25 protein-coding genes and 1 riboswitch are annotated in these 24,413 nt (G+C 69.6%); of the genes, 8 read left to right on the top strand and 17 right to left on the bottom strand.

The features are described 5' to 3' along the window. Nucleotides 1-6: 6 nt before the first annotated feature. The 5 genes from lepA to rpsP all read right to left on the bottom strand — a co-directional run bounded on the left by lepA (nt 7) and on the right by rpsP (nt 3,976). On the bottom strand, nt 7-1,851 hold the full coding sequence (lepA, locus tag AC3RXY_RS04650; RefSeq protein WP_491509731.1) for a translation elongation factor 4: 1,845 nt from the start codon (nt 1,849-1,851) through the stop codon (nt 7-9). Between the two features lie 130 nt (nt 1,852-1,981). Next, nucleotides 1,982-2,674 carry a tRNA (guanosine(37)-N1)-methyltransferase TrmD gene (gene trmD / locus AC3RXY_RS04645; RefSeq protein ID WP_491509730.1) on the bottom strand — a complete coding sequence of 231 codons (693 nt, stop codon included), beginning with the start codon at nt 2,672-2,674 and terminating at the stop codon, nt 1,982-1,984. A gap of 15 nt (nt 2,675-2,689) precedes the next feature. Next, the gene (rimM, locus tag AC3RXY_RS04640) at nt 2,690-3,301 is read right to left on the bottom strand and encodes a ribosome maturation factor RimM (RefSeq protein WP_491509729.1); all 612 of its coding nucleotides are present in this window, start codon (nt 3,299-3,301) and stop codon (nt 2,690-2,692) included. A 1-nt stretch (nt 3,302) separates the two neighbouring features. Next, nucleotides 3,303-3,533 carry an RNA-binding protein gene (locus tag AC3RXY_RS04635; protein ID WP_491509728.1) on the bottom strand — a complete coding sequence of 77 codons (231 nt, stop codon included), beginning with the start codon at nt 3,531-3,533 and terminating at the stop codon, nt 3,303-3,305. A 2-nt stretch (nt 3,534-3,535) separates the two neighbouring features. Continuing rightward, nucleotides 3,536-3,976 carry a 30S ribosomal protein S16 gene (rpsP, locus tag AC3RXY_RS04630; protein WP_491509727.1) on the bottom strand — a complete coding sequence of 147 codons (441 nt, stop codon included), beginning with the start codon at nt 3,974-3,976 and terminating at the stop codon, nt 3,536-3,538. Between the two features lie 246 nt (nt 3,977-4,222). Between rpsP and AC3RXY_RS04625 the strand changes: the two genes are divergently transcribed. Continuing rightward, the gene (locus AC3RXY_RS04625; RefSeq protein WP_491509726.1) at nt 4,223-5,371 is read left to right on the top strand and encodes a glutamate--cysteine ligase; all 1,149 of its coding nucleotides are present in this window, start codon (nt 4,223-4,225) and stop codon (nt 5,369-5,371) included. 5 nt (nt 5,372-5,376) lie between these two features. Here the strand turns inward: AC3RXY_RS04625 and AC3RXY_RS04620 are convergent, their stop codons facing one another. The 5 genes from AC3RXY_RS04620 to AC3RXY_RS04600 form a co-directional block, all read right to left on the bottom strand. Further along, a complete protein-coding gene (locus AC3RXY_RS04620) occupies nt 5,377-6,366 on the bottom strand; it encodes a sugar-binding transcriptional regulator (RefSeq protein ID WP_491509725.1) in 990 nt (329 codons plus the stop codon). Between the two features lie 284 nt (nt 6,367-6,650). Further along, the gene (gene ffh, locus AC3RXY_RS04615) at nt 6,651-8,201 is read right to left on the bottom strand and encodes a signal recognition particle protein (RefSeq protein WP_491509724.1); all 1,551 of its coding nucleotides are present in this window, start codon (nt 8,199-8,201) and stop codon (nt 6,651-6,653) included. A gap of 125 nt (nt 8,202-8,326) precedes the next feature. Then, a complete protein-coding gene (locus AC3RXY_RS04610; protein ID WP_491509723.1) occupies nt 8,327-8,800 on the bottom strand; it encodes an RNA polymerase sigma factor in 474 nt (157 codons plus the stop codon). Nucleotides 8,801-8,817: 17 nt separating this feature from the next. After that, the gene (locus AC3RXY_RS04605; protein WP_491509722.1) at nt 8,818-9,432 is read right to left on the bottom strand and encodes a hypothetical protein; all 615 of its coding nucleotides are present in this window, start codon (nt 9,430-9,432) and stop codon (nt 8,818-8,820) included. A 159-nt stretch (nt 9,433-9,591) separates the two neighbouring features. Next, nucleotides 9,592-10,176, bottom strand: a complete 585-nt coding sequence (locus tag AC3RXY_RS04600) for a TetR/AcrR family transcriptional regulator (RefSeq protein WP_491509721.1) — start codon at nt 10,174-10,176, stop codon at nt 9,592-9,594. 89 nt (nt 10,177-10,265) lie between these two features. On the opposite strand from AC3RXY_RS04600, the gene lipB reads away from it, so the two are divergent. Both lipB and lipA read left to right on the top strand, forming a co-directional pair. Then, nucleotides 10,266-10,910: a lipoyl(octanoyl) transferase LipB gene (lipB, locus tag AC3RXY_RS04595; protein WP_491509720.1), complete on the top strand. Its 645-nt coding sequence runs from the start codon at nt 10,266-10,268 to the stop codon at nt 10,908-10,910. After that, entirely contained in the window at nt 10,907-11,899 is a 993-nt protein-coding gene (lipA, locus tag AC3RXY_RS04590; RefSeq protein WP_491509719.1) for a lipoyl synthase, read from the top strand. Before lipB ends, lipA begins: the two co-directional genes overlap by 4 nt. Before the next feature lie 39 nt (nt 11,900-11,938). On the opposite strand, the gene AC3RXY_RS04585 is transcribed toward lipA, so the two are convergent. Together AC3RXY_RS04585 and ftsY are read right to left on the bottom strand one after the other, a co-directional pair. Continuing rightward, nucleotides 11,939-12,439 (bottom strand): DUF2004 domain-containing protein, encoded by a 501-nt coding sequence (locus tag AC3RXY_RS04585; RefSeq protein WP_491509718.1) that lies wholly within the window; start codon nt 12,437-12,439, stop codon nt 11,939-11,941. A 72-nt stretch (nt 12,440-12,511) separates the two neighbouring features. Next, nucleotides 12,512-13,384 (bottom strand): signal recognition particle-docking protein FtsY, encoded by an 873-nt coding sequence (ftsY, locus tag AC3RXY_RS04580; protein WP_491509717.1) that lies wholly within the window; start codon nt 13,382-13,384, stop codon nt 12,512-12,514. 69 nt (nt 13,385-13,453) lie between these two features. Between ftsY and AC3RXY_RS04575 the strand changes: the two genes are divergently transcribed. Continuing rightward, the gene (locus AC3RXY_RS04575) at nt 13,454-13,774 is read left to right on the top strand and encodes a helix-turn-helix domain-containing protein (RefSeq protein ID WP_491509716.1); all 321 of its coding nucleotides are present in this window, start codon (nt 13,454-13,456) and stop codon (nt 13,772-13,774) included. 4 nt (nt 13,775-13,778) lie between these two features. After that, nucleotides 13,779-14,291 carry a hypothetical protein gene (locus tag AC3RXY_RS04570; RefSeq protein ID WP_491509715.1) on the top strand — a complete coding sequence of 171 codons (513 nt, stop codon included), beginning with the start codon at nt 13,779-13,781 and terminating at the stop codon, nt 14,289-14,291. Between the two features lie 2 nt (nt 14,292-14,293). Here AC3RXY_RS04570 and AC3RXY_RS04565 read toward each other — a convergent pair whose 3' ends face one another. From AC3RXY_RS04565 to smc, 4 genes are all read right to left on the bottom strand, one after another. After that, nucleotides 14,294-15,679: a HAMP domain-containing sensor histidine kinase gene (locus AC3RXY_RS04565; protein ID WP_491509714.1), complete on the bottom strand. Its 1,386-nt coding sequence runs from the start codon at nt 15,677-15,679 to the stop codon at nt 14,294-14,296. Continuing rightward, complete coding sequence (locus AC3RXY_RS04560; protein WP_491509713.1) at nt 15,676-16,362, bottom strand: response regulator transcription factor; 687 nt, start codon at nt 16,360-16,362, stop codon at nt 15,676-15,678. The genes AC3RXY_RS04565 and AC3RXY_RS04560 overlap by 4 nt, the downstream gene beginning before the upstream one ends. Then, the gene (locus AC3RXY_RS04555; RefSeq protein WP_491509712.1) at nt 16,359-16,952 is read right to left on the bottom strand and encodes a GNAT family N-acetyltransferase; all 594 of its coding nucleotides are present in this window, start codon (nt 16,950-16,952) and stop codon (nt 16,359-16,361) included. The genes AC3RXY_RS04560 and AC3RXY_RS04555 overlap by 4 nt, the downstream gene beginning before the upstream one ends. A gap of 222 nt (nt 16,953-17,174) precedes the next feature. After that, nucleotides 17,175-20,735, bottom strand: a complete 3,561-nt coding sequence (smc, locus tag AC3RXY_RS04550; RefSeq protein WP_491509711.1) for a chromosome segregation protein SMC — start codon at nt 20,733-20,735, stop codon at nt 17,175-17,177. 103 nt (nt 20,736-20,838) lie between these two features. Further along, nucleotides 20,839-20,976: riboswitch (FMN riboswitch) on the top strand. Nucleotides 20,977-21,040: 64 nt separating this feature from the next. Between smc and AC3RXY_RS04545 the strand changes: the two genes are divergently transcribed. The 3 genes from AC3RXY_RS04545 to AC3RXY_RS04535 all read left to right on the top strand — a co-directional run bounded on the left by AC3RXY_RS04545 (nt 21,041) and on the right by AC3RXY_RS04535 (nt 23,524). Continuing rightward, complete coding sequence (locus AC3RXY_RS04545; RefSeq protein ID WP_491509710.1) at nt 21,041-21,805, top strand: ABC transporter permease; 765 nt, start codon at nt 21,041-21,043, stop codon at nt 21,803-21,805. Beyond that, nucleotides 21,790-22,848: an ABC transporter substrate-binding protein gene (locus AC3RXY_RS04540; protein ID WP_491509709.1), complete on the top strand. Its 1,059-nt coding sequence runs from the start codon at nt 21,790-21,792 to the stop codon at nt 22,846-22,848. The genes AC3RXY_RS04545 and AC3RXY_RS04540 overlap by 16 nt, the downstream gene beginning before the upstream one ends. 133 nt (nt 22,849-22,981) lie before the next feature. Further along, entirely contained in the window at nt 22,982-23,524 is a 543-nt protein-coding gene (locus tag AC3RXY_RS04535; RefSeq protein ID WP_491509708.1) for a GNAT family N-acetyltransferase, read from the top strand. 53 nt (nt 23,525-23,577) lie between these two features. Here the strand turns inward: AC3RXY_RS04535 and AC3RXY_RS04530 are convergent, their stop codons facing one another. Continuing rightward, the gene (locus AC3RXY_RS04530; protein WP_491509707.1) at nt 23,578-24,345 is read right to left on the bottom strand and encodes a phosphotransferase; all 768 of its coding nucleotides are present in this window, start codon (nt 24,343-24,345) and stop codon (nt 23,578-23,580) included. Nucleotides 24,346-24,413: the final 68 nt, after the last annotated feature.

Below are 24,413 nucleotides of genomic sequence, written 5' to 3'. Positions count from 1 at the left end.
CGCGGCCTACTTCTTGCCCTCGACGTCCCCGGAGAGCGCGGCGATGAACGCCTCCTGGGGAACCTCGACGCGACCGACCATCTTCATGCGCTTCTTGCCCTCCTTCTGCTTTTCGAGGAGCTTGCGCTTCCGGCTGATGTCACCGCCGTAGCACTTGGCCAGAACGTCCTTGCGGATCGCGCGAATGTTCTCGCGGGCGATCACCCGCGCGCCGATCGCGGCCTGGATCGGCACCTCGAACTGCTGGCGAGGGATGAGCTTGCGCAGCCGCTCGGCCATCATCGTGCCGTAGCCGTAGGCCTTGTCGCGGTGGACGATCGAGCTGAACGCGTCGACCTTCTCGCCCTGCAGCAGGATGTCGACCTTGACGAGGTCGGCCTCCTGCTCTCCGGACGGCTCGTAATCGAGGCTCGCGTAGCCCTGGGTACGCGACTTCAGCTGGTCGAAGAAGTCGAAGACGATCTCGCCGAGAGGGATGTTGTACCGCAGCTCGACGCGCTCCTCGGAGAAGTACTCCATTCCCAGCAGGGCACCGCGCCGGGACTGACACAGCTCCATCACGGTGCCGACATAGTCCTTGGGCAGCAGGATCGCCGCCTTCACCATCGGCTCAGACACCGAAGCCACCCGGCCGTCCGGGTACTCGCTCGGGTTCGTCACCGTCACCACATCGCCGGTGTCCGTCGTGACCTGGTAGATCACGCTCGGAGCTGTGGTGATGAGATCCAGGCCGAACTCGCGCGAGAGCCGTTCCGTGATGATCTCCAGGTGCAGCAGGCCCAGGAAGCCGCATCGGAAGCCGAAGCCCAGGGCGACAGAGGTCTCCGGCTCGTACTGCAGCGAGGCATCGGAGAGCTTGAGCTTGTCCAGCGCCTCGCGCAGCTCTGCGTAGTCGCTGCCGTCGATCGGGTAGATGCCGCTGAACACCATCGGCTTGGGGTCGGTGTATCCGGGCAGTGCCTCGGTCGCCGGCTTGCGGGAGTCTGTGACAGTGTCACCGACCTTCGACTGGCGGACATCCTTCACACCCGTGATGAGATAGCCCACCTCCCCGACGCCGAGACCCTTGGTGGGCACCGGCTCGGGGCTGGACACACCGATCTCGAGGAGCTCGTGGGTGGCCTTGGTCGACATCATCTGAATGCGCTCACGGGGCTTCAGCTCCCCGTCCACCATGCGCACATAGGTCACGACGCCGCGGTAGGAGTCGTAGACGGAGTCGAAGATCATCGCGCGCGCCGGCGCATCGGCGTCACCGGTCGGCGCGGGGATGCCGTCGACGATGCGGTCGAGAAGATCCTCGACGCCGACGCCGGTCTTGCCAGAGACCCGCAGCACGTCGTCGGGGCTGCCGCCGATGAGGTCGGCGAGCTCCTTGGCGAACTTGTCCGGGTCCGCGGCGGGGAGATCGATCTTGTTGAGCACCGGGATGATCTGCAGATCGTTCTCGAGCGCGAGATAGAGGTTGGCCAGCGTCTGCGCCTCGATGCCCTGGGCGGCGTCGACGAGGAGCACAGCTCCCTCGCAGGCGGCAAGGGAGCGGGAGACCTCGTAGGTGAAGTCGACGTGACCAGGGGTGTCGATCATATTGAGCGCGAAGGTCTCCCCGTCGCGCTGCCAGGGCATGCGCACGGCCTGGCTCTTGATGGTGATGCCACGCTCACGCTCGATGTCCATGCGGTCGAGATACTGCGCCCGCATGTCCCGGTCGGCGACGACGCCGGTGATCTGCAGCATCCGGTCGGCCAGGGTGGACTTGCCGTGGTCGATGTGGGCGATGATGCAGAAGTTGCGGATCTGCGCGGGCGGCGTCGCGGCGGGCTGCAGAGGAGAAGAGGCGCGTGGTGACATGTCCCGGCGATTCTACCGGGACCGGGACGATCCAGCGGGATCGCGGCTCTCCGCCGTGCCGCTCGTGCTCGCATCGCCTTGCTGCGGCGTCGCGTACCGGGCGCCGCCGGGCGGGCAGGCTCGGCGGCGTTCAGGCTCCGGGCGGGAGCAGGTCGGGACGGCGCGTGCGGGTTCTCTCGATCTGCTGTTCACGGCGCCAGGCCGCGATACGCCCGTGATTGCCGCTGAGGAGCACGTCCGGGACCTCGCGACCGCGCCACAGAGCCGGCTTCGTGTACGACGGATACTCGAGCAGGCCGTCCTCGTGCGACTCCTCGACCAGGCTCTCCGGGTTTCCGACGACACCGGGGATCAGCCGGCCGACCGCCTCGATCATCGCCATCGCCGCGACCTCTCCCCCGTTGAGGACGTAGTCGCCGAGGCTGATCAGGCGCACCTCGCCGCGCTCCGCCGACTCGTCGAAGACACGCTCGTCGATCCCCTCGTAGCGACCGCACCCGAAGATGAGGTGCTCCCGTCCGGAAAGGGCGCGCGCCGTGCGCTGGGTGAAGACCTCGCCCGCCGGCGAGGGGAAGATGATGACCGGACGCTCCCCAGGCGCGATGAGGTCGTCGAGCGCGCGGCCCCAGGGCTCCGGCTTCATGACCATGCCGGCGCCGCCGCCGTACGGGGTGTCGTCCACGGTGCGGTGGCGGTCGCTGGTCCACTGCCGCAGATCATGCACCCGGATGTCGAGCAGACCGTTGTCGCGCGCCTTGCCCAGGAGCGAGAGCGCGAGAGTGTCGAAGAACGACGGGAAGATCGAGACGATATCGATGCGCACGATGGCTCCGCCCCCTCAGTCGGCCGCGGCCTCGCCGTCCGCCTGCGCGGATCCGGGAGCGGGAATGACCACCTCAGCGGCCTCCTCGTCGAAGAGGCCGGGGGGCGGGGTCACGATCACGCGGCCGGCGGCGATATCGACCTCCGGCACGATCGCCGAGACGAAGGGCACCATCACCTCGCCACCGCCGGAGACCGAGACGATCAGCAGGTCCTGCGCGGGGAGGTGGTCGACGCGGATGACACGGCCCACTCTGGCGTCGTCACGGTAGACGTCCAGGCCCACGAGCTGATGGTCGTACCAGGCGTCGTCCTCTGGCTCCTCCACCGCGGCGTCCTGATCGAACCAGAGGATCGCCCGGACGAGCTCCTCGGCCGCGTTGCGGTCCTCCACGCCGTCGAGGAACAGTACGGCGCTGCCGTTCATCATGCGGAAGTCGCGAACGACGACGCTCTTCCCGTGCCACGGGGAGGACTCGGGGACCTGGAGGGTGAACTCCGCCCCCGGGACGAACCGGCGCTCCGGATCGTCGGTGTACAGCTCCACCTTGAGCGCGCCCTTGAGGCCGTGCGCCTTGAGCAGGCGTCCGACGCGCAACTGGTTCTTGGCCGGTGCGTCCTGAGACACGTCAGTCGTCCGCGACGTCGACGCGCACGCGGCGCCCGTCGGCGAGAGCATCGATGACGGTGCGCAGGGCCTTGGCGGTGCGTCCACCGCGCCCGATCACGCGTCCGCGGTCGTCAGGGTGCACGTGCACCTCCAGCAGGTCTCCACGCGGAGACGAGGACGAATCGATGCGGACGTCGTCCGGGTGATCGACGATCCCCCGGACGATGTGGTCGAGCGCGGCGGCGAGCACGATTACTCTGCGGCCTCGGCGACGGCCTCAGCGGCCTCGTCGACGACCTCGGCGGCCGGAGCCTCCTCGGCGGGGGCCTCCTGAGCCTTCTTCTCGGCCTTGGGCTTGATGACCGACTTCTTCGCGCCATCGACCTCGAAGGCCGCCTTCGGCTCGGCGGTCTTCAGGGTGGACTTGGCGTCCTTGTCGCCCTTGAAGATGCCCCAGTCGCCCGTGATCTTGAGGATGGCGGCGACCTGCTCGGTCGGCTGGGCGCCGACGGAGAGCCAGTACTGCGCGCGCTCGGAGTCGACCTCGATGAAGGAGGGCTCCTCGGTGGGGTGGTACTTGCCGATCTCCTCGATCACACGACCGTCGCGCTTGGTGCGCGAGTCGGCGACGACGATGCGGTAGTACGGCGCACGGATCTTGCCCAGGCGCTTGAGACGGATCTTGACAGCCACGATTCTCCTGAATGGTGTGGAAGGGAACGAACGTCGCCTGGAGCGTGGGGTGCACATCCGGCGGAAGCTCAATGGGTGGACGCCGACGCTGGATAGAGGGTCGAGCGCGACATCCGACATCCCATTCTGCCAGATCCCCGGGGAAGGGGCGAACAGGGGCGCCGCAGACACGCCGCCGCGCGACACGCTGCGACATGCGGGGGGTCCCCACTGTCCTCACGCACCGCCGGGTGTCAGACTTGCCCCGTGGCCCAGGAATTCGCGCTGTCGAGACGCTCCACCGTCGGGTTGGAGTGGGAGATCATGCTCGCGGACCCGCAGACCGGTGATCTCGCGGGGCGCGCGCCCGAGGTGCTGGACGCCCTCGGCGACACCGAGGATGCCCGGTACACGGTCACCGGCGAGCTGCTGACGAACACGATCGAGGTCACCAGCGGCATCGGCGGTTCGGTCGCCGATGCGATCGCCGATATCGCGGAGGCCGTCACGAGCGTGCGCGCGGTCACCGATCCGGCCGGTCTTACCCTCTTGTCTGCCGGGAGCCACCCGTTCGCGCAGTGGTACGACCAGAGCATCACCGAGAAGACCCGGTACCACTCGCTCATCGAGCGTACCCAGTGGTGGGGGCGCAACATGATGATCTGGGGCGTGCACGTGCACATCGGAGTGGAGAACCGCGACAAGGTGCTCCCGATCATCGCCGCACTGTCCTGCTATCTGCCGCACCTGCAGGCACTGTCGGCGTCGAGCCCGTTCTGGGCGGGCGAGCGCACCGGGTACGCGTCGAACAGGGCGCTCGTCTTCCAGCAGCTGCCGACGGCCGGGCTGCCCTGGCCCCTCGCCGACTGGGCGGAGTTCGAGGAGTATCTGGACGGGATGGTCCGCGCGGGGGTCATCGCCGATGCGACCGAGATCCGGTGGGACATCCGCCCCGCTCCCCGGTGGGGCACGATCGAGGTGCGGGCCTGCGACGGGATGTCGACGCTGCCGGAGCTGGCCGCCCTCGCCGCCCTCATCCAGGTGCTCACCGAGCACTTCTCCCGGGAATGGGACGAGGGACGTGCCCTTCCGGCGCTCTCGCCGTGGTTCCATCGGGAGAACAAGTGGCGCACCGCGCGCTACGGGCTGGACACCGACGTGATCGTGGACTCCCTGGGTCATCAGCGCAATCTGCGTGACCACCTCGGCGAGACCCTGGACCGGCTTCAGCCGATCGCCGTCGAACTCGGCTGCGCCCGCGAGTTCGCGCGCGTGCGGGGCATCTCCGAGAACGGACCGAGCTTCGCCCGCCAGCTCGCGGTCGCGGATGCTTCGGGAGGGGATCTGCGCGAGGTCGTGCAGCATCTCATCCGCGAATTCCGCGCCGGACCGGCGTCTCCCGTCGACGACGAATGACGCGGTCAGCGTTCCTTGCTCTCGAGCAGACGTCGCGCGAGGTCCTCATCGATCACCAGGTCGGTGATCATCCCGGCGGCCAGCGCCCCGCGCAGGCTCGCCGCCTTGGGCACGCCCGAGACCACGCAGATGCGCCGGGCGACCTTGCGCAGACGCTCCAGGCTCGGTCCGGTGGCACGTGCGTTGAGGCGTACGTCGCGCCAGGAGCCGTCGGCACGGTAGAACACCGTGGCCAGGTCGCCGACCACCCGATCCTCCAGGAGGATCCGCTGGTCTTCCGGCCCGAGATACCCGCCGATGTAGAGGCGACTGCGCACCTCGGCGAACGGAGAGCCGAGGCCGAAGATGACCATGTCCATGCGCTTCTGGAGATCCAGCACCCGGCGGATGCTGCGCTCGCGCCACATGCCGTTCTTTGTCTCCGCGTCGTCGAACAGCGCAGGGACCGGGAACTGCTGAACCTGGGCGGAGAAGGCCCGGCCGAAGCGGGACAGGATCTCACTGGCGTAGTCGATGCCGCTGCTCTCGACGTTGCCGGCGCCCGCGAGCTGGAGGATCGTGGTGTTGTGGGTCTCCTTGCGCGGCAGATGTCTGCTGATCGCGCTCACGGTCGAGCCCCACGCCACGCCCACCGTCATCTCGGACTCGATGAATCCCGCCAGCACACGAGCCGCGGTCATCGCGACCCGATCGAGCCGATCGACGTGGCTGGCGGCGGGCGGCACGGGCACGACGTCTGCGCGTACCCCGTACCGGTCGTGCAGTGCCTCCTCGAGGCTCGCGCCGTGCTCCCGCGGCGAGTGGATGCGGATCTCCACCAGACCGGTCTCCCTGGCGTGGCTCAGCAGACGGGACACAGACGACCGCGATGTCCCGAGCTCGCGGGCGATGGTCTCCATCGTCCGGTCCTGCATGTAATAGAGCTGGGCCGCTTTGAGCGCAGACAGCATCCGCCGATCCTCGCGCGCGTCAACCCCGCTGTCCGGACCCGTCATCGTCATCCTTGCGTCTTCGGCACGTATGTGCACACTTCTGCATTCAGGTTGCGCGATCGTGCGAAACCACTCAGCCTATAGATATCACGATCTCCCGGCATTCGTGCCCTCACCGGGCCGTGTCTCGCCGCTGCACGACCGTATCCGGGCGCGCGCCGCGGGCGCGGTCGTCGCCGGCGGTGCGGCATGCGGCGGCGGACCGCCGCGGGCACGGTGCACGGCGGGGCATGGAGCGCGCCGCTTCGTCACGCCGTGTCGTCATGCCGCTTCGTCGCGCCGCGTCGTCACCCCTTGCCGAAGAGCTTCTGGATCTCGGCCAGATCACTCTCGGTCGGGGCCTTCGCACCGCCCAGGCCGAAGCCGGAGCCGGTGGGCTCCGCCGCCGCGATGCCCGCGTTCTCCGCAGCCCGCTTGGCCGGGTTCCCCGATCGAGATCCCGCAGCGCCCTTGCCCTTCTTGCCACGCTTGGCCGACGCGCCGGGACGCCCCATGCCGGGCATCGGACCCATCCCGGGGATGTTGGGCGTGCCGCCGCGCGCAACGGTCTTCATCATCTTGGCGGCCTGCTCGAAACGATTGACGAGCTGGTTCACATCCGTCACGGTCATGCCGGAACCGCGCGCGATGCGCTGACGACGCGAGCCGTTGAGGATCTTCGGGTTACGACGCTCGCCCGGGGTCATCGACCGGATGATCGCCTCCGTGCGGTCGATCTCCCGCTCGTCGAAGTCCTCGAGCTGCTGCTTCATCTGGCCCATGCCCGGCAGCATCCCGAGCATCTTCTTCATCGAGCCCATCTTCTTGAGCTGCTGCATCTGCTCCAGGAAGTCCTCGAGCGTGAATGTCTCTGTCGCCAGTTTCTCGGCGACCTTGAGGGCTTCTGCCTCGTCGAACGCCTGCTGCGCCTGCTCGATCAGGGTGAGGATGTCACCGAGGTCGAGAATGCGGCTCGCCATGCGGTCGGGGTGGAAGACCTCGAGATCGTCCAGACGCTCCCCCGTCGAAGCGAACATGATCGGGCGCCCGGTGACCGACGCGACAGACAGCGCAGCGCCACCGCGGGCGTCGCCGTCGAGCTTGCTCAGCACCACGCCCGTGAAATCGACGCCCTCCTGGAAGGCCTTGGCGGTGTTGACCGCATCCTGCCCGATCATCGCGTCGATGACGAACAGCACTTCGTCCGGCGTGGTGGCGCGGCGGATGTCCGAGGCCTGCTTCATCAGCTCGGCGTCGACGCCCAGCCGACCAGCGGTGTCGATGATCACCACATCGTGCAACTGGCGCCGAGCGTGCTCGACCCCGTCACGGGCGACCTGCACCGGATCACCGACGCCGTTGCCCGGCTGCGGGGCGTAGACCGTCGCTCCGGCCTGCTCGCCGACCACCTGCAGCTGGTTGACCGCGTTCGGGCGCTGGAGGTCGCACGCCACGAGAAGAGGCGTGTGTCCATCGGCCGAGAGCTGCTTGGCGAGCTTGCCGGCGAAGGTCGTCTTTCCCGACCCCTGCAGGCCCGCGAGCATGATGACGGTGGGAGGGTTCTTGGCGAACTCCAGACGGCGCTGCTGCCCGCCGAGGATCGCGACGAGCTCCTCGTTCACGACCTGGACCACCTGCTGCGCGGGGTTGAGTGCGCGGTTGACCTCGTCTCCGAGGGCGCGCTCGCGCACCTTGGCGGTGAACTCCTTGACCACCGGAAGCGCGACGTCGGCGTCCAGCAGAGCGCGACGGATCTCGCGCACCGTGCCGTCGACATCGGCGGCGGTGAGCTTGCCCTTGGTGCGGAGGTTCCGGAAGGTCTCAGTGAGCCGGTCGGAGAGCGTGCCGAAAGTAGCCATGATCCCCCCAGTCTACGAGAGCCCCGCCCACTCTTCTCACGTGCGCTCTCCCGCGAGCACGCGTCGCACGCTCGGCTGAGAACCCGCAGCGCCGCCGCCGGCAGAGCACGAGACCGGCCGGCGGATCACCCCGCACCCACAGCGCCGAGCAGCGTGCGCAGCTGCTCTCGGGCACGCGCGTAGCGCGAGCGGGCCGTGGACGCCGGAATGCCGAGGAGCTCTGCGGCCTGCACCAGCGTCATGCGCTCCCAGTGCACGAGCCGCACGAGCTCGGCGAGGTCCTGGTCGAGCCGGGCGATGGCATCACGCACCTCGATGCCCTCGTCGGAGGCCGGCGCCACCACGGTGTCGCGCGCGGTGGCACGAATACGGTCGGCGAGCGCCCAGCGCCGGCGCTCGCCCCGCGCGTGATTGCGCAGGGTTCCGCGGGCGATGCCGAAGAGCCACATCCGGGCGCGCTCATCGTCGGCCGGCAGCTCGTCGACTCGACGCCAGGCGACGACCATGGTCTCGCCCAGCAGGTCGGGCGCCTCGTCCGGGCCGACGCGCCGTTCGAGGTAGGCGAGGATGTCTGCGGCATGCGCCTCGAGAGCGGACACGATCCGCTGTCGGGGCCTCACCGTTGCTCGCAGTGCTGCTCGACGCCGACCGCCCATGCCGGGTCGTCGGAGTTCTCCTGGTGCCATGCGGAGATCTCCAGGACCACCGCCCGCATCAGCGTCTCGGCGTAACGGTCGTCCTCGCTCGGTCCCTCCGGCGTGCGTGGGACCGAGATGACAGCACCGTCCTCGTCGATCACCGACATCCACTCCTCGCTCCCGGTGGCCGTGAGGCTTGCGGACGCCGCGTCGAGATCGACGACGCCCAGCAGGTCCGTGGACGACAGCCAGCGCCGGAACGCGGGGTCCAGCGTCGGCGCGCCGGTGGCACCGGACACCTCTTTCGCCACCAGGCGCACCTCGCATTCCCGACCGCTGGGGAGCTCATACGCGAAGGCGGTGTCCGGCTCGCGCGCCCAGGGCGACCAGTCGAATGCATCGCTGGCGACGGCGACCCCGCCGCCGAGCGCGAGGATCCCCACGATGCTTGCGGTGGTCAGCAACGCTCGGCGCCGCCGCGGCGCACGCTCGGCGGCAGCGGCCTCCGCCACCATCCGCGAGATCGCCCGAGGGTCGGGCGTCGCCCGAAGCGGCGGTGCCGAACGGTCGAGCAGGTCATCGGAGTCTGGCATGGGTCCTCCTGGGTCTGGTCCTGCTCATGACCTGTCCGGATCGACACGTTTCGTCCACGCCGACCCCGCGGGTTCATCCCCCGCTGGGGGCCATGCCCCCGCACGGCGCCCGCAGGGTCGGCCCACGGCCGCCGTCGAGGCGATGCGGAAAGACCGCGATCAGCCCCAAGGCAGATCGCGAATGGCGACCAGCGCCTCGTCGAGCACGCCCTCGGGGCTGCCGGTGCCCGCACCGCGCTCAGCCCACACCCGCAGCGCCGAGAGCACAGCGGCAGCGTGCACAGCCCCCAGCAGCTCGGCGCGGAGCGCATCGATCCCGGCGGCTTCGGCCGCCGTCGCGATCGCCGCGCTGAGCCGCGCGTGCCGCACGCCGGTCTCTCGCACGAGCTCGTCGTCGAGACCCATCGCGGCGGCATGCCGGATCGCGAGCGCAAGCGGATCGGGCGCGAAGGCATGCACCACAGCACGCAGCACCGCGCGAACAGACGCCCCGTCGGCGTCTGCCCCGAGCACCGCCAGAGCATCCGATGCGTCGGAGATGCGGGCATCCAGGCCCGACCAGAGCACGTCGCCCTTGGAAGAGAAGTAGTTGAAGAAGCTCGACCGGCTCACCCCGGCCCGGCGAGTGATGTCGGCGACGGAGGTCGCCTCGTATCCCTGTTCGAGGAACAGCTCACACGCCGCCTCGGCCAGAACTTCACGGGAGGACGCCCGCGGGCGTCCCGCTCGATGCTCGCCGGTCATGCGCCCCACGCTACCCCGAGGAGGTTAACGCTATTATTAGACCCGATCCATCAATCCGGCGAACATCCGGGAACACGCGAAGGAGCATGATGCTCGAGATCGACCGGGTCGGCCTGTCCCCCGACCTCGTCCCCTATCAGGACGGCTGGGACCTCCAACGCCGGGTGCATGCGGGGGTGGTCGCCGGCGAGCGACCGGACACGCTGCTCCTGCTCGAACACGAAGCGGTCTACACCGCCGGACGCCGCACCGAGCCGCATGAGCGACCGGTGGACGGCACGCCGGTGATCGACGTCGATCGCGGCGGCAAGATCACCTGGCACGGCCCCGGCCAGCTCGTCGGCTACCCGATCGTCCGGCTGCACGAGCCGATGGATGTCGTCGGCCACGTGCGCCGTCTCGAGGGGATCCTCATCGACGTGCTCCGCCCCTTCGGCATCGACGGCTACCGTGTGGATGGCCGCAGCGGCGTCTGGGTGCGCCGCCCGCTCTCGGAGGACAAGATCGCCGCCATCGGCGTGCGGGTGCAGCAGGGCGTGACGATGCACGGCTTCGCGATCAACTGCGACAACGCCCTCACCGCGTTCTCGCGCATCGTCCCCTGCGGCATCAGCGACGCCGGCGTGACATCGATCTACGAGGTCACCGGGAACAGGGTCGCGCCCGCAGACGTCGTCGACGCCGTCGCCGACGCTCTCGCCGCCGTCTACGCCGACGGGGAGGCCGCCGCATGACCAGCACCGCACCGGACGGACGCAAGCTCCTGCGCCTCGAGGTGCGCAACGCCGAGACGCCGATCGAGCGCAAGCCGGAGTGGATTCGCACGAAGGCGAAGACCGGCCCCGAATACACCGCGCTACGCACCCTGGTCAAGACCGAGGAGCTGCATACCGTCTGCCAGGAGGCCGGGTGCCCGAACATCTACGAGTGCTGGGAAGACCGGGAGGCGACCTTCCTGATCGGCGGGTCGCAGTGCACGCGGCGGTGCGACTTCTGCCAGATCGACACCGGGAAGCCCGCGGACTACGACACCGACGAGCCACGACGGGTGGCCGAGAGCGTGCAGCGCATGCAGCTGCGGTACGCGACGGTCACATGCGTCGCCCGCGACGACCTCCCCGACGGAGGGGCGTGGCTCAACGCCGAGACCGTGCGCAAGATCCACGAGCTGAACCCCAACACGGGCGTCGAACTGCTCGCTACAGACTTCAACGGCGATCCGGAGCAGCTGCAGACGGTGTTCGACAGCCGTCCCGAGGTGTTCGCCCACAACGTCGAGACGGTCCCCCGGATCTTCAAGCGCATCCGCCCGGCGTTCCGCTACGAGCGTTCGCTCGGCGTCCTCACGCGCGCCCGTGAGGACGGGCTCATCACGAAGTCCAACCTCATCCTGGGGATGGGAGAAGAGCCGGAAGAGGTCGTGCAGGCGCTGCACGACCTGCACGACGCCGGGTGCGACATCATCACCATCACGCAGTATCTGCGACCGTCGCCGCGCCACCTCCCGGTGGCGCGCTGGGTGAAGCCCACCGAGTTCATCGGCTTCAAGGAGGAGGCGGAGCGCATCGGCTTCCTGGGCGTCCTCGCCGGACCGCTCGTGCGTTCCTCCTACCGTGCCGGCCGGCTGTGGGCGACGTCGATGCTCTCCCAGGGCCGCCCGATCCCGGCGCATCTCGCGCACATCGCCGACGGCGTCGAACAGGGGTTCGCCCAGGCCGTGTGACCGCCGGCACGGGGTGCGCGCCGCGCACTCCGTGCCGGATCAGCCGGCGCTCATCACCGACTGCACGACGCCGTCTGAGCCGACATTCACCAGCAGAGCGTCCTCGTCGCCATCGGCATCGAGGGCGTACTCGAGCACCGCGAACGGGCCAGGTCCGCCGAACTCGTCCGGCAGCACCGTCATGCCGATCAGCAGCAATGAGCGGATGATGTCGACGGCGGCATCGCCGGAGAAGTCGACCACGATGTCTGCCAGCGCCGCGCCGTGCAGCTCCTGACGCTGCAGGATGTATTCGGTGACCTCACTCGTGCGATCGTCCACCTCCGCGAGCATCGCCCGTCGCACGGTGGCGTCGATCTGCTCCAGGCCGACGATCAGAGCGGCCGCCATGTCGAGCGCATTGCGGGTGACGCCGGCCTGATCGCTCGCGGTGAGGTCGACGCGGACCGCCTGATCGGCGTACTCGACGGTCTCGGACCAGAACACCGCTCCGTCCGATCCGGTGGACAGGACGCCGAAGAAGTCGTGTTCGATGGCCATGACGCTATGAAACCAGGCTCTGGCGAGGACCGGAACCCCGCATCGCCGAGGCGCGGAGGCGAACAGCGCCGATCATTCGACCAGCGACGCGGCAAAGAGATGCGGAGTGAAGCCGGTGAGGTCGTCGATGCCCTCTCCCTGCCCCAGGAGCTTGACCGGGATACCGGTGCGCTCTTGAACGGCGAGGACGAAACCGCCCTTCGCTGAGCCGTCCAGCTTGGTGATCACCAGCCCCGTCACGCCGGCGTGCTGCAGGAACGCCTCAGCCTGCATCACGCCGTTCTGGCCCGTGGTGGCGTCGAGCACGAGCAGGACCTCGCTGATGGGCGCCTGCTTCTCGATCACGCGGCGGATCTTGCTCAGCTCGTCCATCAGCCCCCCCTTGGTGTGGAGACGGCCGGCGGTGTCGATCACGACGATCTCGGTGCCGGTGCTCTGCGCATGGGCCACGGTCTGGAACGCGACGGATGCCGGATCCTGCCCCTCGTGCTGCGGGCGCACGATCGCCGCTCCCCCGCGTTCCGCCCACGTCGCGAGCTGGTCGACGGCGGCAGCGCGGAAGGTGTCGGCCGCGCCCACCACGACCGAGCGGCCGTAGGTGCGCAGGAACTTCGCGAACTTCCCGATCGTCGTGGTCTTCCCGACGCCGTTGACGCCGACCACGAGCACCACGGCCGGGCGCTCGGTGAGCTTGAGGGTGGTGTCGAAACGGGCGAAGTGCTCCTCGAGGGTCTCCTTGAGCATCCGCTGGAGATCGGCCGGATCAGTGGTGCGGTACCGGTCCACCTTCTCGCGCAGCTCGTCCACGATCCGCTCGGTGATATCGGGGCCGAAGTCGGCGGTGATGAGGGCCGTCTCGAGGTCTTCCCACGTGGTCTCGTCGATCGTGGGTTTGACGAACAGGCCACGCAGCGCGCGACCGAGGGACCAGGGTTTCTCCGCCATGGGTCAATCCTACGTACACCGGCGGCATACAGCACTTCCGCTATATTGCACGTTCGCTATGCTCGCGATATGAAAGGCATCGGCAATGATCTCATCCGCGAAGCGCGCAAGCGCTGCCGGCTCACGCAGCAGCAGCTCGCCGAGCTCGCCGGCACGACGCAGTCGGCCATCGCCCGGCTGGAGTCCGGCCGGACCTCGCCGAGCTTCGACGACGTCATCCGCTACCTGCGCCTGATGGGCATGGATCTTCTCGTCACGCTCGTCGAGCGCGACGACTCCGAGTGGCTGCAGGCGCGCCGGGCCCTCGACGAGACTCCGGAGCAACGACACGACCAGCTCATGAGATCTGCGAACACGCTCCGGGGCGGTCTCGTGACGTCTGTCGCCTGACTCCATGGCCGAGCCGGACTTCGATCCCCTGCCGATTCTCGAGACTCTCCGTGCGCACGGCGTGCGCTTCGTCGTGATCGGAGGCTACGCGGCTTTCCTGCAGGCGGCGCCCTTTTTGACGCACGGTGTCGACATCACGCCGGAGGCCTCCGAAGGCAACAGGGGACGCCTCTCGGCCGCTCTGACAGAGCTCGGCGCCCGAACACGCACACCCGAGGGCTGCGATGAGCCGCCCGTCCGACACGACGCCGGATCGGTGGCGGCCGAGACGATCCGGGATCTGCGCACACCGCACGGCGACCTCGGCGTCTGCTTCAGCCCGAGCGGCACCGACGGGTACGCCGACCTCGTGCAGGACGCCAGCATCGCCAGCATCCACGGCAGCGAGATCCGCATCGCGTCGCTCGCCGACATCATCCGCTCCAAGCAGGCCGCCAACCGCCCGAAGGACCAACGGGTACTGCCAACGCTGCGTGAGGTCCTCGCGAGCCGCCACGGGAGGAACCGGCCGGCCTGAGCTCAGCGCGCCGCGCCGGGCCCCCGCCGCGGCAGCACGATCGTGGCGGCCAGACCGCCTTCCTCGCTCCCACCGAGCTCGAGACGCCCGTCATGCAAGGAGGCCTGCTGCTCGACGAGGGCGAGCCCGAGACCAGAGCCGTCGCCGCGCGCGTCGGGCCCGCGCGCGAATCGCTCCTTGAGCGCGTCGCGGCGCTCCTGTGGGATACCGGGGCCGTCATCGCACACGCGGATGCGGACGGCATCACCGTCGAGGCCGAGGTCCAGGCGCACCCCGCCGGCGGCCCTGCCGTGCCGTGCCGCGTTGTCGAGCAGGTTGTCGACCGCGAGCCGGAGCCCCGTCGGCCAGCCCCGCACCAGCGCGGCGTCCTCGGGGAGAGCGTCGTGCAACGTGAACGAGATCGACGGATGGGTGCGTCGGGCCCGGGCGATCGCATCGGTCGCAAGATCGAGCAGATCCACCGGCTCGCGCTCGGGAAGCGCCTCGGCATCGCCCCGGGCGAGCATCTGCAGCCCCTCCAGCAGCGCGACCATGCGGTGATGCTCCACGGCGGCCGCCGTCACGATCTCGCCGCGCTCCGGCGCGGAGAGGCCGGGGTTGCGCTCGAGCATGTCCAGGTAGGTGCCGAGGCTCGCGAGCGGGGTGCGCAGCTCGTGTCCGGCGTCGGCGGTGAAGCGGCGGGTCGCCAGCATCCCGCTCTGGATGCGCTCGAGCATCTCGCGCAGCGTCTCGGAGAGCTCGGCGACCTCGCGTGGCGAGACCACCTCGGGCAGCCGGGAGGCCACGTCGTGCTCCACGCGGATCGCGGAGGCCGCGGTCGCAAGCCTCTCGAGGGGCCGCAGAACGAGGCGTCCCACGAGCCATCCGCCGGTGGCCGCGAGAACCGTGGCGATCGCGGTCACGACGATCACGAGCAGCGTGTTGGCACGCAGCTCCTCCTGGATCGGCGTCAGCCGCTGCAACACCTGGAAGCGGATGCCGTCCTCGTCCTCACCGACCAGGGAGCGCCACTGCTCGCCGCCCACGTCGATTGTCGCGTAACCGAGCTCGGTCGGCACCGGAATCGGGTCCTCCACCGTCTCGCCGCGCTGAGCAAGCACCTCCCCGTCGACGATCGCGCGCACGATGGAGTCGCTGCCCGCGAGCAACCGCTTCCCGAGGGCGTCTCCGGGAGCCTCCCCGGCCGGGGCGGGCGGCCTCTTGTCATCATGCTTCTTGTCGTCGCCGATGACCTTCATCAGGCGCCCGTGAAGGCGCTCGTCGACGTCGGCGCGCGCCGCGGCGTCCTGCTGCAGCACGATGATGAGCCCCGATGCGGCGACGATGAGCAGCACGAGCACGGCCGCGCTCGCGGCGAGCTGGCTGCGCAGACTTCGAAAGACCCTCATGGTCGCAACACGAACCCGACCCCGCGCACCGTGTGCAGAATGCGCGGCTCGCCACCGGCCTCGAGCTTACGGCGGAGGTAGCCGACGAACACATCGACCACGTTGCTCTCCGTCTCCCAGTCGTAGCCCCACACCTGCTCGAGCAGCTGGCTCCGGCTGAGCACCTGGTGCGGATGCCGGGCGAAGGCCGCGGCCAGGTCGAACTCCCGGGTGGTGGCCTCCAGATCACGACCCCCGCGGATGACGGTGCGGCTCTCGAAGTCGACGGTGAGCTCACCCACCTGCAGGGCGCGCTCGTAGCGCGCCCTGTGCAGCGCGACGAGCGCCTTCAGCCGCGCCGACAGCTCCCCCACCGCGACGGGTTTGACGACGTAGTCGTCTGCGCCAGCGGCGAGGCCCGCGACGCGATCGTCCACCTCGTCGCGGGCGGAGAGGATGCACACCGGGAGGGTGCGGGCATCGAGCCGGAGACGGCGCACCACGTCGATGCCGCTGATGCCGGGGAGGCCGACATCGAGGAGCACCACGTCCGGTGCCCGGGTGCCGACCTCGCGCAGCGCGCTCTCGCCGTCGGCGGCCTCGCGCACGTGGAGACCCTCGAGCGTCAGAGCACGGACGAGGGCACGACGCACGCCGTCGTCGTCGTCGACGACGAGCACCTCCGCACCTTCCGCCCCGATCATCCGGCCCTCCTCACGGCCTCGGTCTGCTCCGCCCGGAGCTGGGTGACCACGAGCGCGCCCTCCCGGCCGACGACCTCGAAGCCGAGGCGCCGCGCGAGGGCGAGCGACGCTCCGTTTCGCCGGTCGATCACCGCGAGCACCAGCTTGGCACGAAGCTCGGTGAACACCGTGTTCAGCAGCGCCTGAGCGGCCTCACGGCCATAACCGTGCCCCGTGACGTCGGATGCGATGATCCATCCCACCTCGACCGTGCGGATCTCGCGGCTGACGATACGCAGGTGCGCCGAGACGTCGCCGATGAGCGCTCCGTCGTGCTCGACCCCCATCGCCAGGAAGTCCCCGGGACGCCGCAGCACCGTCTGGCGGGTGCGGAGCCGGAGATGATGACGCGACTCACGCCGGTCGCGGAGCCGCCACGGGAGATACCGGATCACCTCGGGGTCGGACTGGATGCGGTACCAGGCATCCGCGTCGTCCATGCGATGCGGGCGCAGCAGCAGGCGCGACGTGGCGATCGGGCGGGCGTGAAACTCCTCGCCGGCCGGGAGCCGCGGGGTCGGACGCCCCACGACGGTCAGGAAATGGGACACGGGACGACCTCCATGCCGTCATCCTTCTCCCGCATCGTGAGACGCGGATAAGAGCCGCTGCCGACGAGTCCGGTCCCCCGCGTCGTTCCTAACTCAGGCAGACTCCGCGCCACACCCTCGAAACTCCTATTTCGGGGCCTCCGCGCCCGTTCTTTCCTGAGTTCGGTGCCGGGTCGATCGGGCAGGATCTCCCGAACGACGGCGGCAGACCCCGGGGCCCGCTCAGGAGGCGCGCTCTGCCGCCCGATCGCCGACCCGCTGGCCGACCACCGCGGAGACGCCGTCCTGCCGCATCGAGACGCCGTAAAGGGCGTCCGCGATCTCCATGGTGCGCTTTTGGTGCGTGATCACCAGCAGCTGACTGCTCTCACGCAGCTGCTCGAAGACGCTGAGCAGGCGGCCCAGATTCGCATCGTCCAGCGCTGCCTCCACCTCGTCCAGGATGTAGAACGGACTCGGGCGGGCTTTGAAGATCGCCACCAGCAGGGCGACCGCCGCGAGCGACCGCTCGCCGCCGGAGAGGAGGGAGAGACGTTCGATCTTCTTGCCGACCGGCCGCACAGCGACCTCGATGCCGGTGTTCAGCATGTCATCGGGGTCGGTGAGCGAGATGCTGCCGGCCCCTCCGGGGAACAGAACCGGGAAGACCTCGCCGAACGCCTGACGGGTGTCTTCGAATGCGCTCGCGAAGATCGTCTGCATCCGCTCGTCGATCTCGGAGATGATGGTGCGCAGATCCTCGCGGGTGCGCTGCAGGTCAGCGAGCTGTTCTGTCAGGAACGCATGCCGCTGCTCGAGCGCGGCGAACTCTTCGAGCGCGAGCGGGTTGACCCTGCCCAGTTGGGCGAGTTTGCGCTCGGCGTCTCGCAGCCGGCGCTCCTGGATGCGGCGGTCGAACGGGATCCCGGACGGCTCGGCGATCTCATCGCCCTCCGTGCTGAGCAGGCCGTCGCCGCCCGCATCCCCCGGGTCGCGGGGCACCAGTCGGTCGGGACCGTACTCTGCCACGAGGACGTCCTCGTCCAGCGCGAGCTCCGACGATACGCGCTCGAGCAGGCTCGTCAGGTGCAGCTTCTTCTCATGGATCTGCAGTTCGAGACCGTGCACGCTCTCGGTGAGCCTGCTGAGCCGTTCGCGGAGCGTGGTCTCCTGCGCACGGAGCCGGACGATCTCCTCACTCTGGGCGGCACGGGAGGCCTCCGCCTCGCCGAGGGCGAGACGCGCCTCGGCGACGGAGCGGTCGATCGAGTCGAGGATGCGCGGGAGCTCCCCGGCGACCCCGGCCGCGGTCTCCCGCTGCGCCCGGCGGATCACCGCACGGCGCGCAGCCTCCGCAGCCGCTTCCCGTTCCTTCTCCCGCTGCCGTTCCAGGCTCGTGACCCTGTTCTGTGCGGCACGGACCCGCTCGCGCAGCGTCTCGACCTCCAGACGGGCCTGCACCTCCGCTTCTCGGGCGTCTTCCAGTGCCTGCAGCAGGCCGTCGCGGGCCGAGGCGTCGAGCATCGGACGCGGTGCCTCCTGCGCGGTGTCGTGCTCCGCGACGGCTGCCCGTGCCTTCGCCTCGGCGTCTGCGACCGCCGAACGCGCCTGCGCGAGGTCGGCCTCCAGGCGCTCGCATTCTGCGACGGCCGACTCGTGGCGCACCGTCACCCTGTTCAGCTGCTCGGCGTGCGCGGCGAGGGCCGCATCGTGCTCTCGCAGCGCCTGCAGCGTCTCGCGTGCGCGCCGCCGGGTGCTGTCGACCTGCTCCGTCGCGTCGCTGCGCGCCGCGCGCACGCTGTCTGCGATCACCGTGACCTCGTCGAGCCGATCGCGGGCGGCATCGCGCTCCGCGGCCAGCTCGAGGCGGGATCGCTCCCCTCCGCTGCCCGCGCGCAGGGTGTAGGCCGTCACGACCTCGCCGGTGCGGGTGACGATCGTGGCGCCGTCCGCCTCCGCCGCGTGCAGCGCATCGCGGGCCGCGTCGAGATCGTCGGCGATCAGCACGTGCGAAAGCACGCCCATCACACCGGGAGGAGCGGTCACCACGTCACGGGCGAGCACGGTTCCCGCCGCAGCGGTGCGGTCGGATACGGCGGAGAAGGCATCCGCGATCACGATCTCGATCGTGCCGCGGTCCGCTCCGGAGATCTCGGCGGCCAGGCGGTAGGCGTCGCCGGCGGAGTCCACCAGCACGCCCTCGGTGAGAGGACCGAGCACCGTGGCGATCGCCGCCTCGTAGCCCGCCTTCACCTGCACGGCGTCTCCCACCAGGCCGCGGATTCCCGCACCGCCGCCCGAGACGATCTCCGCCGCGCCGCCGGTCACCGAAAGCGCACTGCCGAGCGCGGCGACCTTGGCGGTCAAAGCGTCAGCCTCACGCTCGGCGGCATGGAGGCGGTCGCGGATCTGCTCCAGCTCCGCCTCCGCTGCCGTCGCCGCGGTCTGTGCCTCCTCATAGGCGGCCGCGTACTCCGCCGCGCTGGAAGCCGGGGCGGCGTTCTCCTCGAACGCGGCCAGCGCCTCCGCTGCTTCGCGACGGCGCTCCTCGGCCGCCGCGAGAGCGTTCTCCTGACGCAGCACCGCGCCCCGCACAGCGGCCAGGGCCGACTGGGCTGCGTCTGCACGGCCCTTCAGCGTGTTCAGGCGCATGTCGTGCTCGGAGACGAGCGCGCTCTGCTCGGCGATGTCGACGTCCAGCGCGTCGAGCTCCGCCCGCGCACGCACCACCTCCCGTGATGCATCCGCGGCGGCGTCCTGGGAGGGTTCGACCCCCGCGGCGATCTCGTCGAGCTCCGTCCGCGCGTCGTCGATCATGCCGGCGGTCACGTTGACCGCGCCGACCGCCGCATCGTCCTCCTCGCTGCCGAGGAGCGCAAGCCGCTGATTGGCGAGCGTGTACAGGCCGCGCATGCGCTCCTGGACCTGTTCGAGCCCGAACAGGGTGTTGCGCGCGGCATCCACGGCGGCGGTGTCCTGCAGCGCCTCGAGCCGCACGACCTCGGCGTGCACCGCGTCGACTTCCGCGGAGATCACCAGTCGTTCTCCGTGGCGCTCCTGCTCGGTGCGGACGTGGTCGTTGAGCGCTGTACGCAGCGCCACGACGTCATCGGCGAACAGCCTGGCCTTCGCATCGCGCACGACGGCCGCGATGGTCTGCGCCTCACGGGCGATCTCGGCCTGGCGTCCGAGGGGCTTGAGCTGGCGGCGCACCTCGCCGGCGAGGTCGCTCAGGCGGGTGAGGTTGGTCTCCATCGCGTCGAGCTTGCGGACCGTCTTCTCCTTGCGGCGCCGGTGCTTGAGGATCCCCGCCGCCTCTTCGATGAAGCCGCGGCGGTCTTCCGGGGATGCCTGCAGCACGGTGTCGAGGCGGCCCTGGCCGACGATCACGTGCATCTCACGCCCCAGGCCGGAGTCGCTCAGCAGCTCCTGCACGTCCAGAAGACGGCAGGACTCCCCGTTGATGGCGTACTCGCTCGACCCGTTGCGGAACAGCGTCCGGCTGATCGTCACCTCGGAGTAGTCGATCGGCAGGGCACCGTCTGCATTGTCGATGGTCAGTTGCACCTCCGCACGCCCCAGCGGGCCGCGGGTGGAGGTTCCGGCGAAGATGACGTCTTCCATCTTTCCGCCGCGAAGCGTCTTCGCACCCTGCTCACCCATCACCCAGGCCAGGCCGTCGACGACGTTCGACTTGCCGGATCCGTTCGGACCGACGATGCACGTGACGCCGGGCTCGAATTGGAAGGTCGTCGGCTGCGCGAACGACTTGAACCCCTTGAGCGTGAGGCTCTTCAGGTGCATGGGCGCACGGCGGGACGGGGGCGGATCACGCCCCCACGCTACCGGACGCGATCCCGGGTGAACCGAGCACGCGCGCAGAGACGCTAGTGTGTGCGACAGAGCTTGACGTGCTCCGTGGTCGGTGAAAGTCCGAACCGGCGGTGAAAGTCCGCGACCCTGATCGGCCCCACCGGGTCGTGATGGCTGACCCGGTGGAACTCCGGGGCCGACGGTGAGAGTCCGGATGGGAGGCAGCACGTGGCGTCCCGCGACGCCGCGACGTGGCCTCCCCTCTTCTCCTCGGAGCAGCCGAGGAAAGGACGACGATGGCCCGCCCCGCCCACCGCCGCGCTCCGCGTGCGGTCGCGGCACCGCTCGTCCTCGGCGCCGCGCTGATCGTGCTCTGGGCGGGATTGTCTGCGGTCCTCGGCGAACGTCTGCTGCCTGCGCCGCTCGCTGTCCTGGATCGGCTCCGTCTCGAACTGCTCAACGGCGACGTCATCGTCGCGGCCGGGGCGACCCTCGGCGTGAGCCTGGCCGGTTGCGCCCTCGGCCTGCTCGTCGCGTTGCCCCTCGGCTATCTCATCGCTCACTCGCCCACCGCGGCAGCCGCGCTCCAGCCGTTCGTGGCTGCAACCCAGGCCATCCCGGCTGTCGCGTTCGCTCCGCTTCTCGTGCTCTGGTTCGGGTACGGCCTGATCCCCACCGCACTCCTGTGCGCGCTGCTGGTCTTCTTCCCCATTCTGCTGAACACCGTCCTCGGCTTGACCAGACTCGACCGGGATGTGGTCGACGCCGGACGCGTCGACGGGGCGGGTCGCCTGGCGCTGCTGGTCTTCATCGAGGCCCCGATGGCGCTGCCCGCTGTGCTCACCGGCATCCGGAACGGTTTCGTCCTGTCTGTCACCGGAGCCGTCGTCGGCGAGTTCGTGATGGGCGGGCACGGCCTCGGCCAGCTGCTCACCGTCACGCGCGACCGCGCCGACACCACCGGCATGTTCGCCGTGCTCGCGGTCCTCGCGATCATGGCGATCTCTCTCGATGCCGCGGTACGCGGCCTGGAAAGGATGATCCGATGGAACGAAAGATGAGCGCACGCCGCCGTGCCGGCGCAGCTCGCGCGGCGCGGCCGCTCGCCGTCGCCGCCGCCATCGCCCTCGCCGTCGCCGTGCTCTCCGCATGCGCACCGGCCGGCGATGAAGCGGGGCCGGCCAGCCCCACCGGTGACGCGACGTCCGCGGAAGAGATCACGATCGGGCTCACCTATGTCCCCAACGTGCAGTTCGCGCCGTTCTATCTGGCGGAGCAGCGCGGCTACTTCGCCGATGCCGGACTCGATGTCACCCTCCGCCACCATGGTGACTCCGAGGACCTCTTCGGCGCGCTGCAGAGCGACGAGGAGCAGGTCGTCATCGCCGGCGGGGACGAGATGATGCAGGCGCGCTCCGGCGGCATCGACGTGCTGTCGATCGCGACCCTCTATCAGGAGTACCCGGTAGCGCTGATCGTGCCGCAGGGATCGACGATCACGAGCCCCGACGACCTCCGCGGCCAGCGCATCGGCGTGCCAGGACCGTTCGGCGAGACCTATTTCGGCCTCCTCGCGATGCTCGATCAGGCGGGGCTCACGACCGACGACGTGCACGTCGAGAACATCGGTTTCACCCAGCAGTCCGCGCTCAGCTCGGGGCATGTGGACGCGGTGATGGGCTACCGGAACAACGATGTGCCGCAGTTCCGCGCAACCGGTCTCGATGTCGACGCGATCGAACTCACCGTGCCGCTGGTCGGCATCGGCCTGGGCGTGACCGCGCAGACCGCCGCCGACCGTGGCGATGCCCTGCGGGCGGTGGTTCAGGCGGTGGGGCGTGCGGTGGCCGACATCGCGGCGGATCCCGCGCTCGCCGTCGACGCCGCTGTGCAGGAGATCCCCGGCGTCATCACCGACGAGCAGCGCGCGATCATGCTCGAGGTCGCCGAGCGGACCGTCCCGCTCTACGGCGATCTGAGCGGCCCCTGGGGGCGCAACGATGACGCGCGCTGGGCTGCGATGGCGGAGACGCTGCTGTCGGTCGGCATCCTCACGGCTCCGGTTCCGGCGACCGAGGCCTACACGAACGACTTCGTCGACTAGCCGGTCCCCGCGCACGCGCGCTTCGCTCGCCCCTGTGTGCTCCCCTCGCGGGAACCAGAGTCCTCTGTGCGCAGGGAGCGCACAGAGGCGAGCCGAGCTCCGGGGGCGCGGCGCGGGGTAGTAGCGTTGCGGAATGCGCCTGGAGACCCCCCGCCTCGTGCTCCGGGAGATGGACGAGAATGACCTCCCCCGACTGCGCGAGATCCTGCAGGACGAGACGACCATGACGGCGTACGCGGGCGCGTTCGACGAGGAGATGACGCAGGCCTGGTTCGAGCGCACCCAGAACCGCTATCGTGATGACGGCTTCGGGCTCTGGGCGGTCGAGCAGCGCGACACGCATCGCATGATCGGCCAGTGCGGCCTCACCCGCCAAATGATCCTCGGCGACGACGTCATCGAGGTCGGCTACCTCTTCAATCGGTCCTTCTGGCACCGCGGGTATGCTGCCGAGGCCGCCCGCGCATGCGTGGCCTTCGCCTTCGAGCAGGGGTTGGCCGCGCGGGTCTGGGCGCAGGTGCGCGACACCAACATCGCCTCGATGAACGTCGCGATCCGCGTGGGCATGACCGTGCGGGGACGCTTCGTGAAGCACTACCGCGGGGTGGACATGCCGCACCTCGCCTTCGCCATCGACCGCCCCGATGCGACAGATGCGGCAGCGGGCGCTGACTGACGCGTGACGCTCCGCGCGGTGAGCGGACGCCGAGCCCCGATCGCCCTGTTCGGCTATTCGGCGTCCCAGAGCCGCCGGTAGTAGTCAATCCGCAGTGGATCCGGTTCGATGCCGTAGGCATCCCAGAAGATCGCCTCGTCGACGTCGCCATAGTTCCAGGCGAGAGACATCGACATCACAGCGAGGTCGGCCCACCGATCGGCCAGCCCCAGGCGCGCGAGATCGAGATGACCCAGGAACGAACCGTCCTCGGCGAGCACGGTGTTGGGCGCACACGGGTCGCCCTGGCACACCACGAGCCGGTCGATGGGTGGAGGCGGGCCCACCTCGACGAGGTCGACAGCACCGACCTTCGCCCGGTGGCCCACCCCCCAGTCGAAGGGGCATCCGTCCACCGGGAGCCCGTGCAGGCGCCGAAGGCCCGCACCCAGAGCGCGCAGAGCCGTCTCCGGCTCCTGCTGCCAGCGCTCCGCAACGGCCGACCTCCCCGGCAGAGCCCGGGTGAGCAGCACCTCCTGGGCATCATCCGCGATCACCTCGACGACGGCGGGCACAGGATGCCTCCCCTGCATCCAGTGCAAGCGCTCGGCTTCGTCGCGAAGGGACTCGCCCGATCCCGCCGGGTTCCACTTCGCATAGACGTCGACCTCACCCGACCGGTGGTCGCTGAGGATCGCGAACGTCAGCCCGCCCGCCCCGTTCAGCCACACCGGGTGCCGGCGTGCATCCCCGAGGCCGACCGCATCCAGCACCCGACGCAGTCCGTCGGGAACGGGGGTATCGACCGGGGGCGGGCCCGCCAGATCCGAAGGTTCGGACATCTGATTCATTCTCCTGATTCATTCTCCAAGCCGGAGTCGTTCGCGTGTTTCACGCCGACGCGCGCTGG

The sequence above is a fragment of the Microbacterium longlingense genome, from assembly GCF_058349825.2.
Note: the sequence above shows the minus strand (reverse complement) of the source record. Positions and strands in the feature narration are given on the sequence as shown.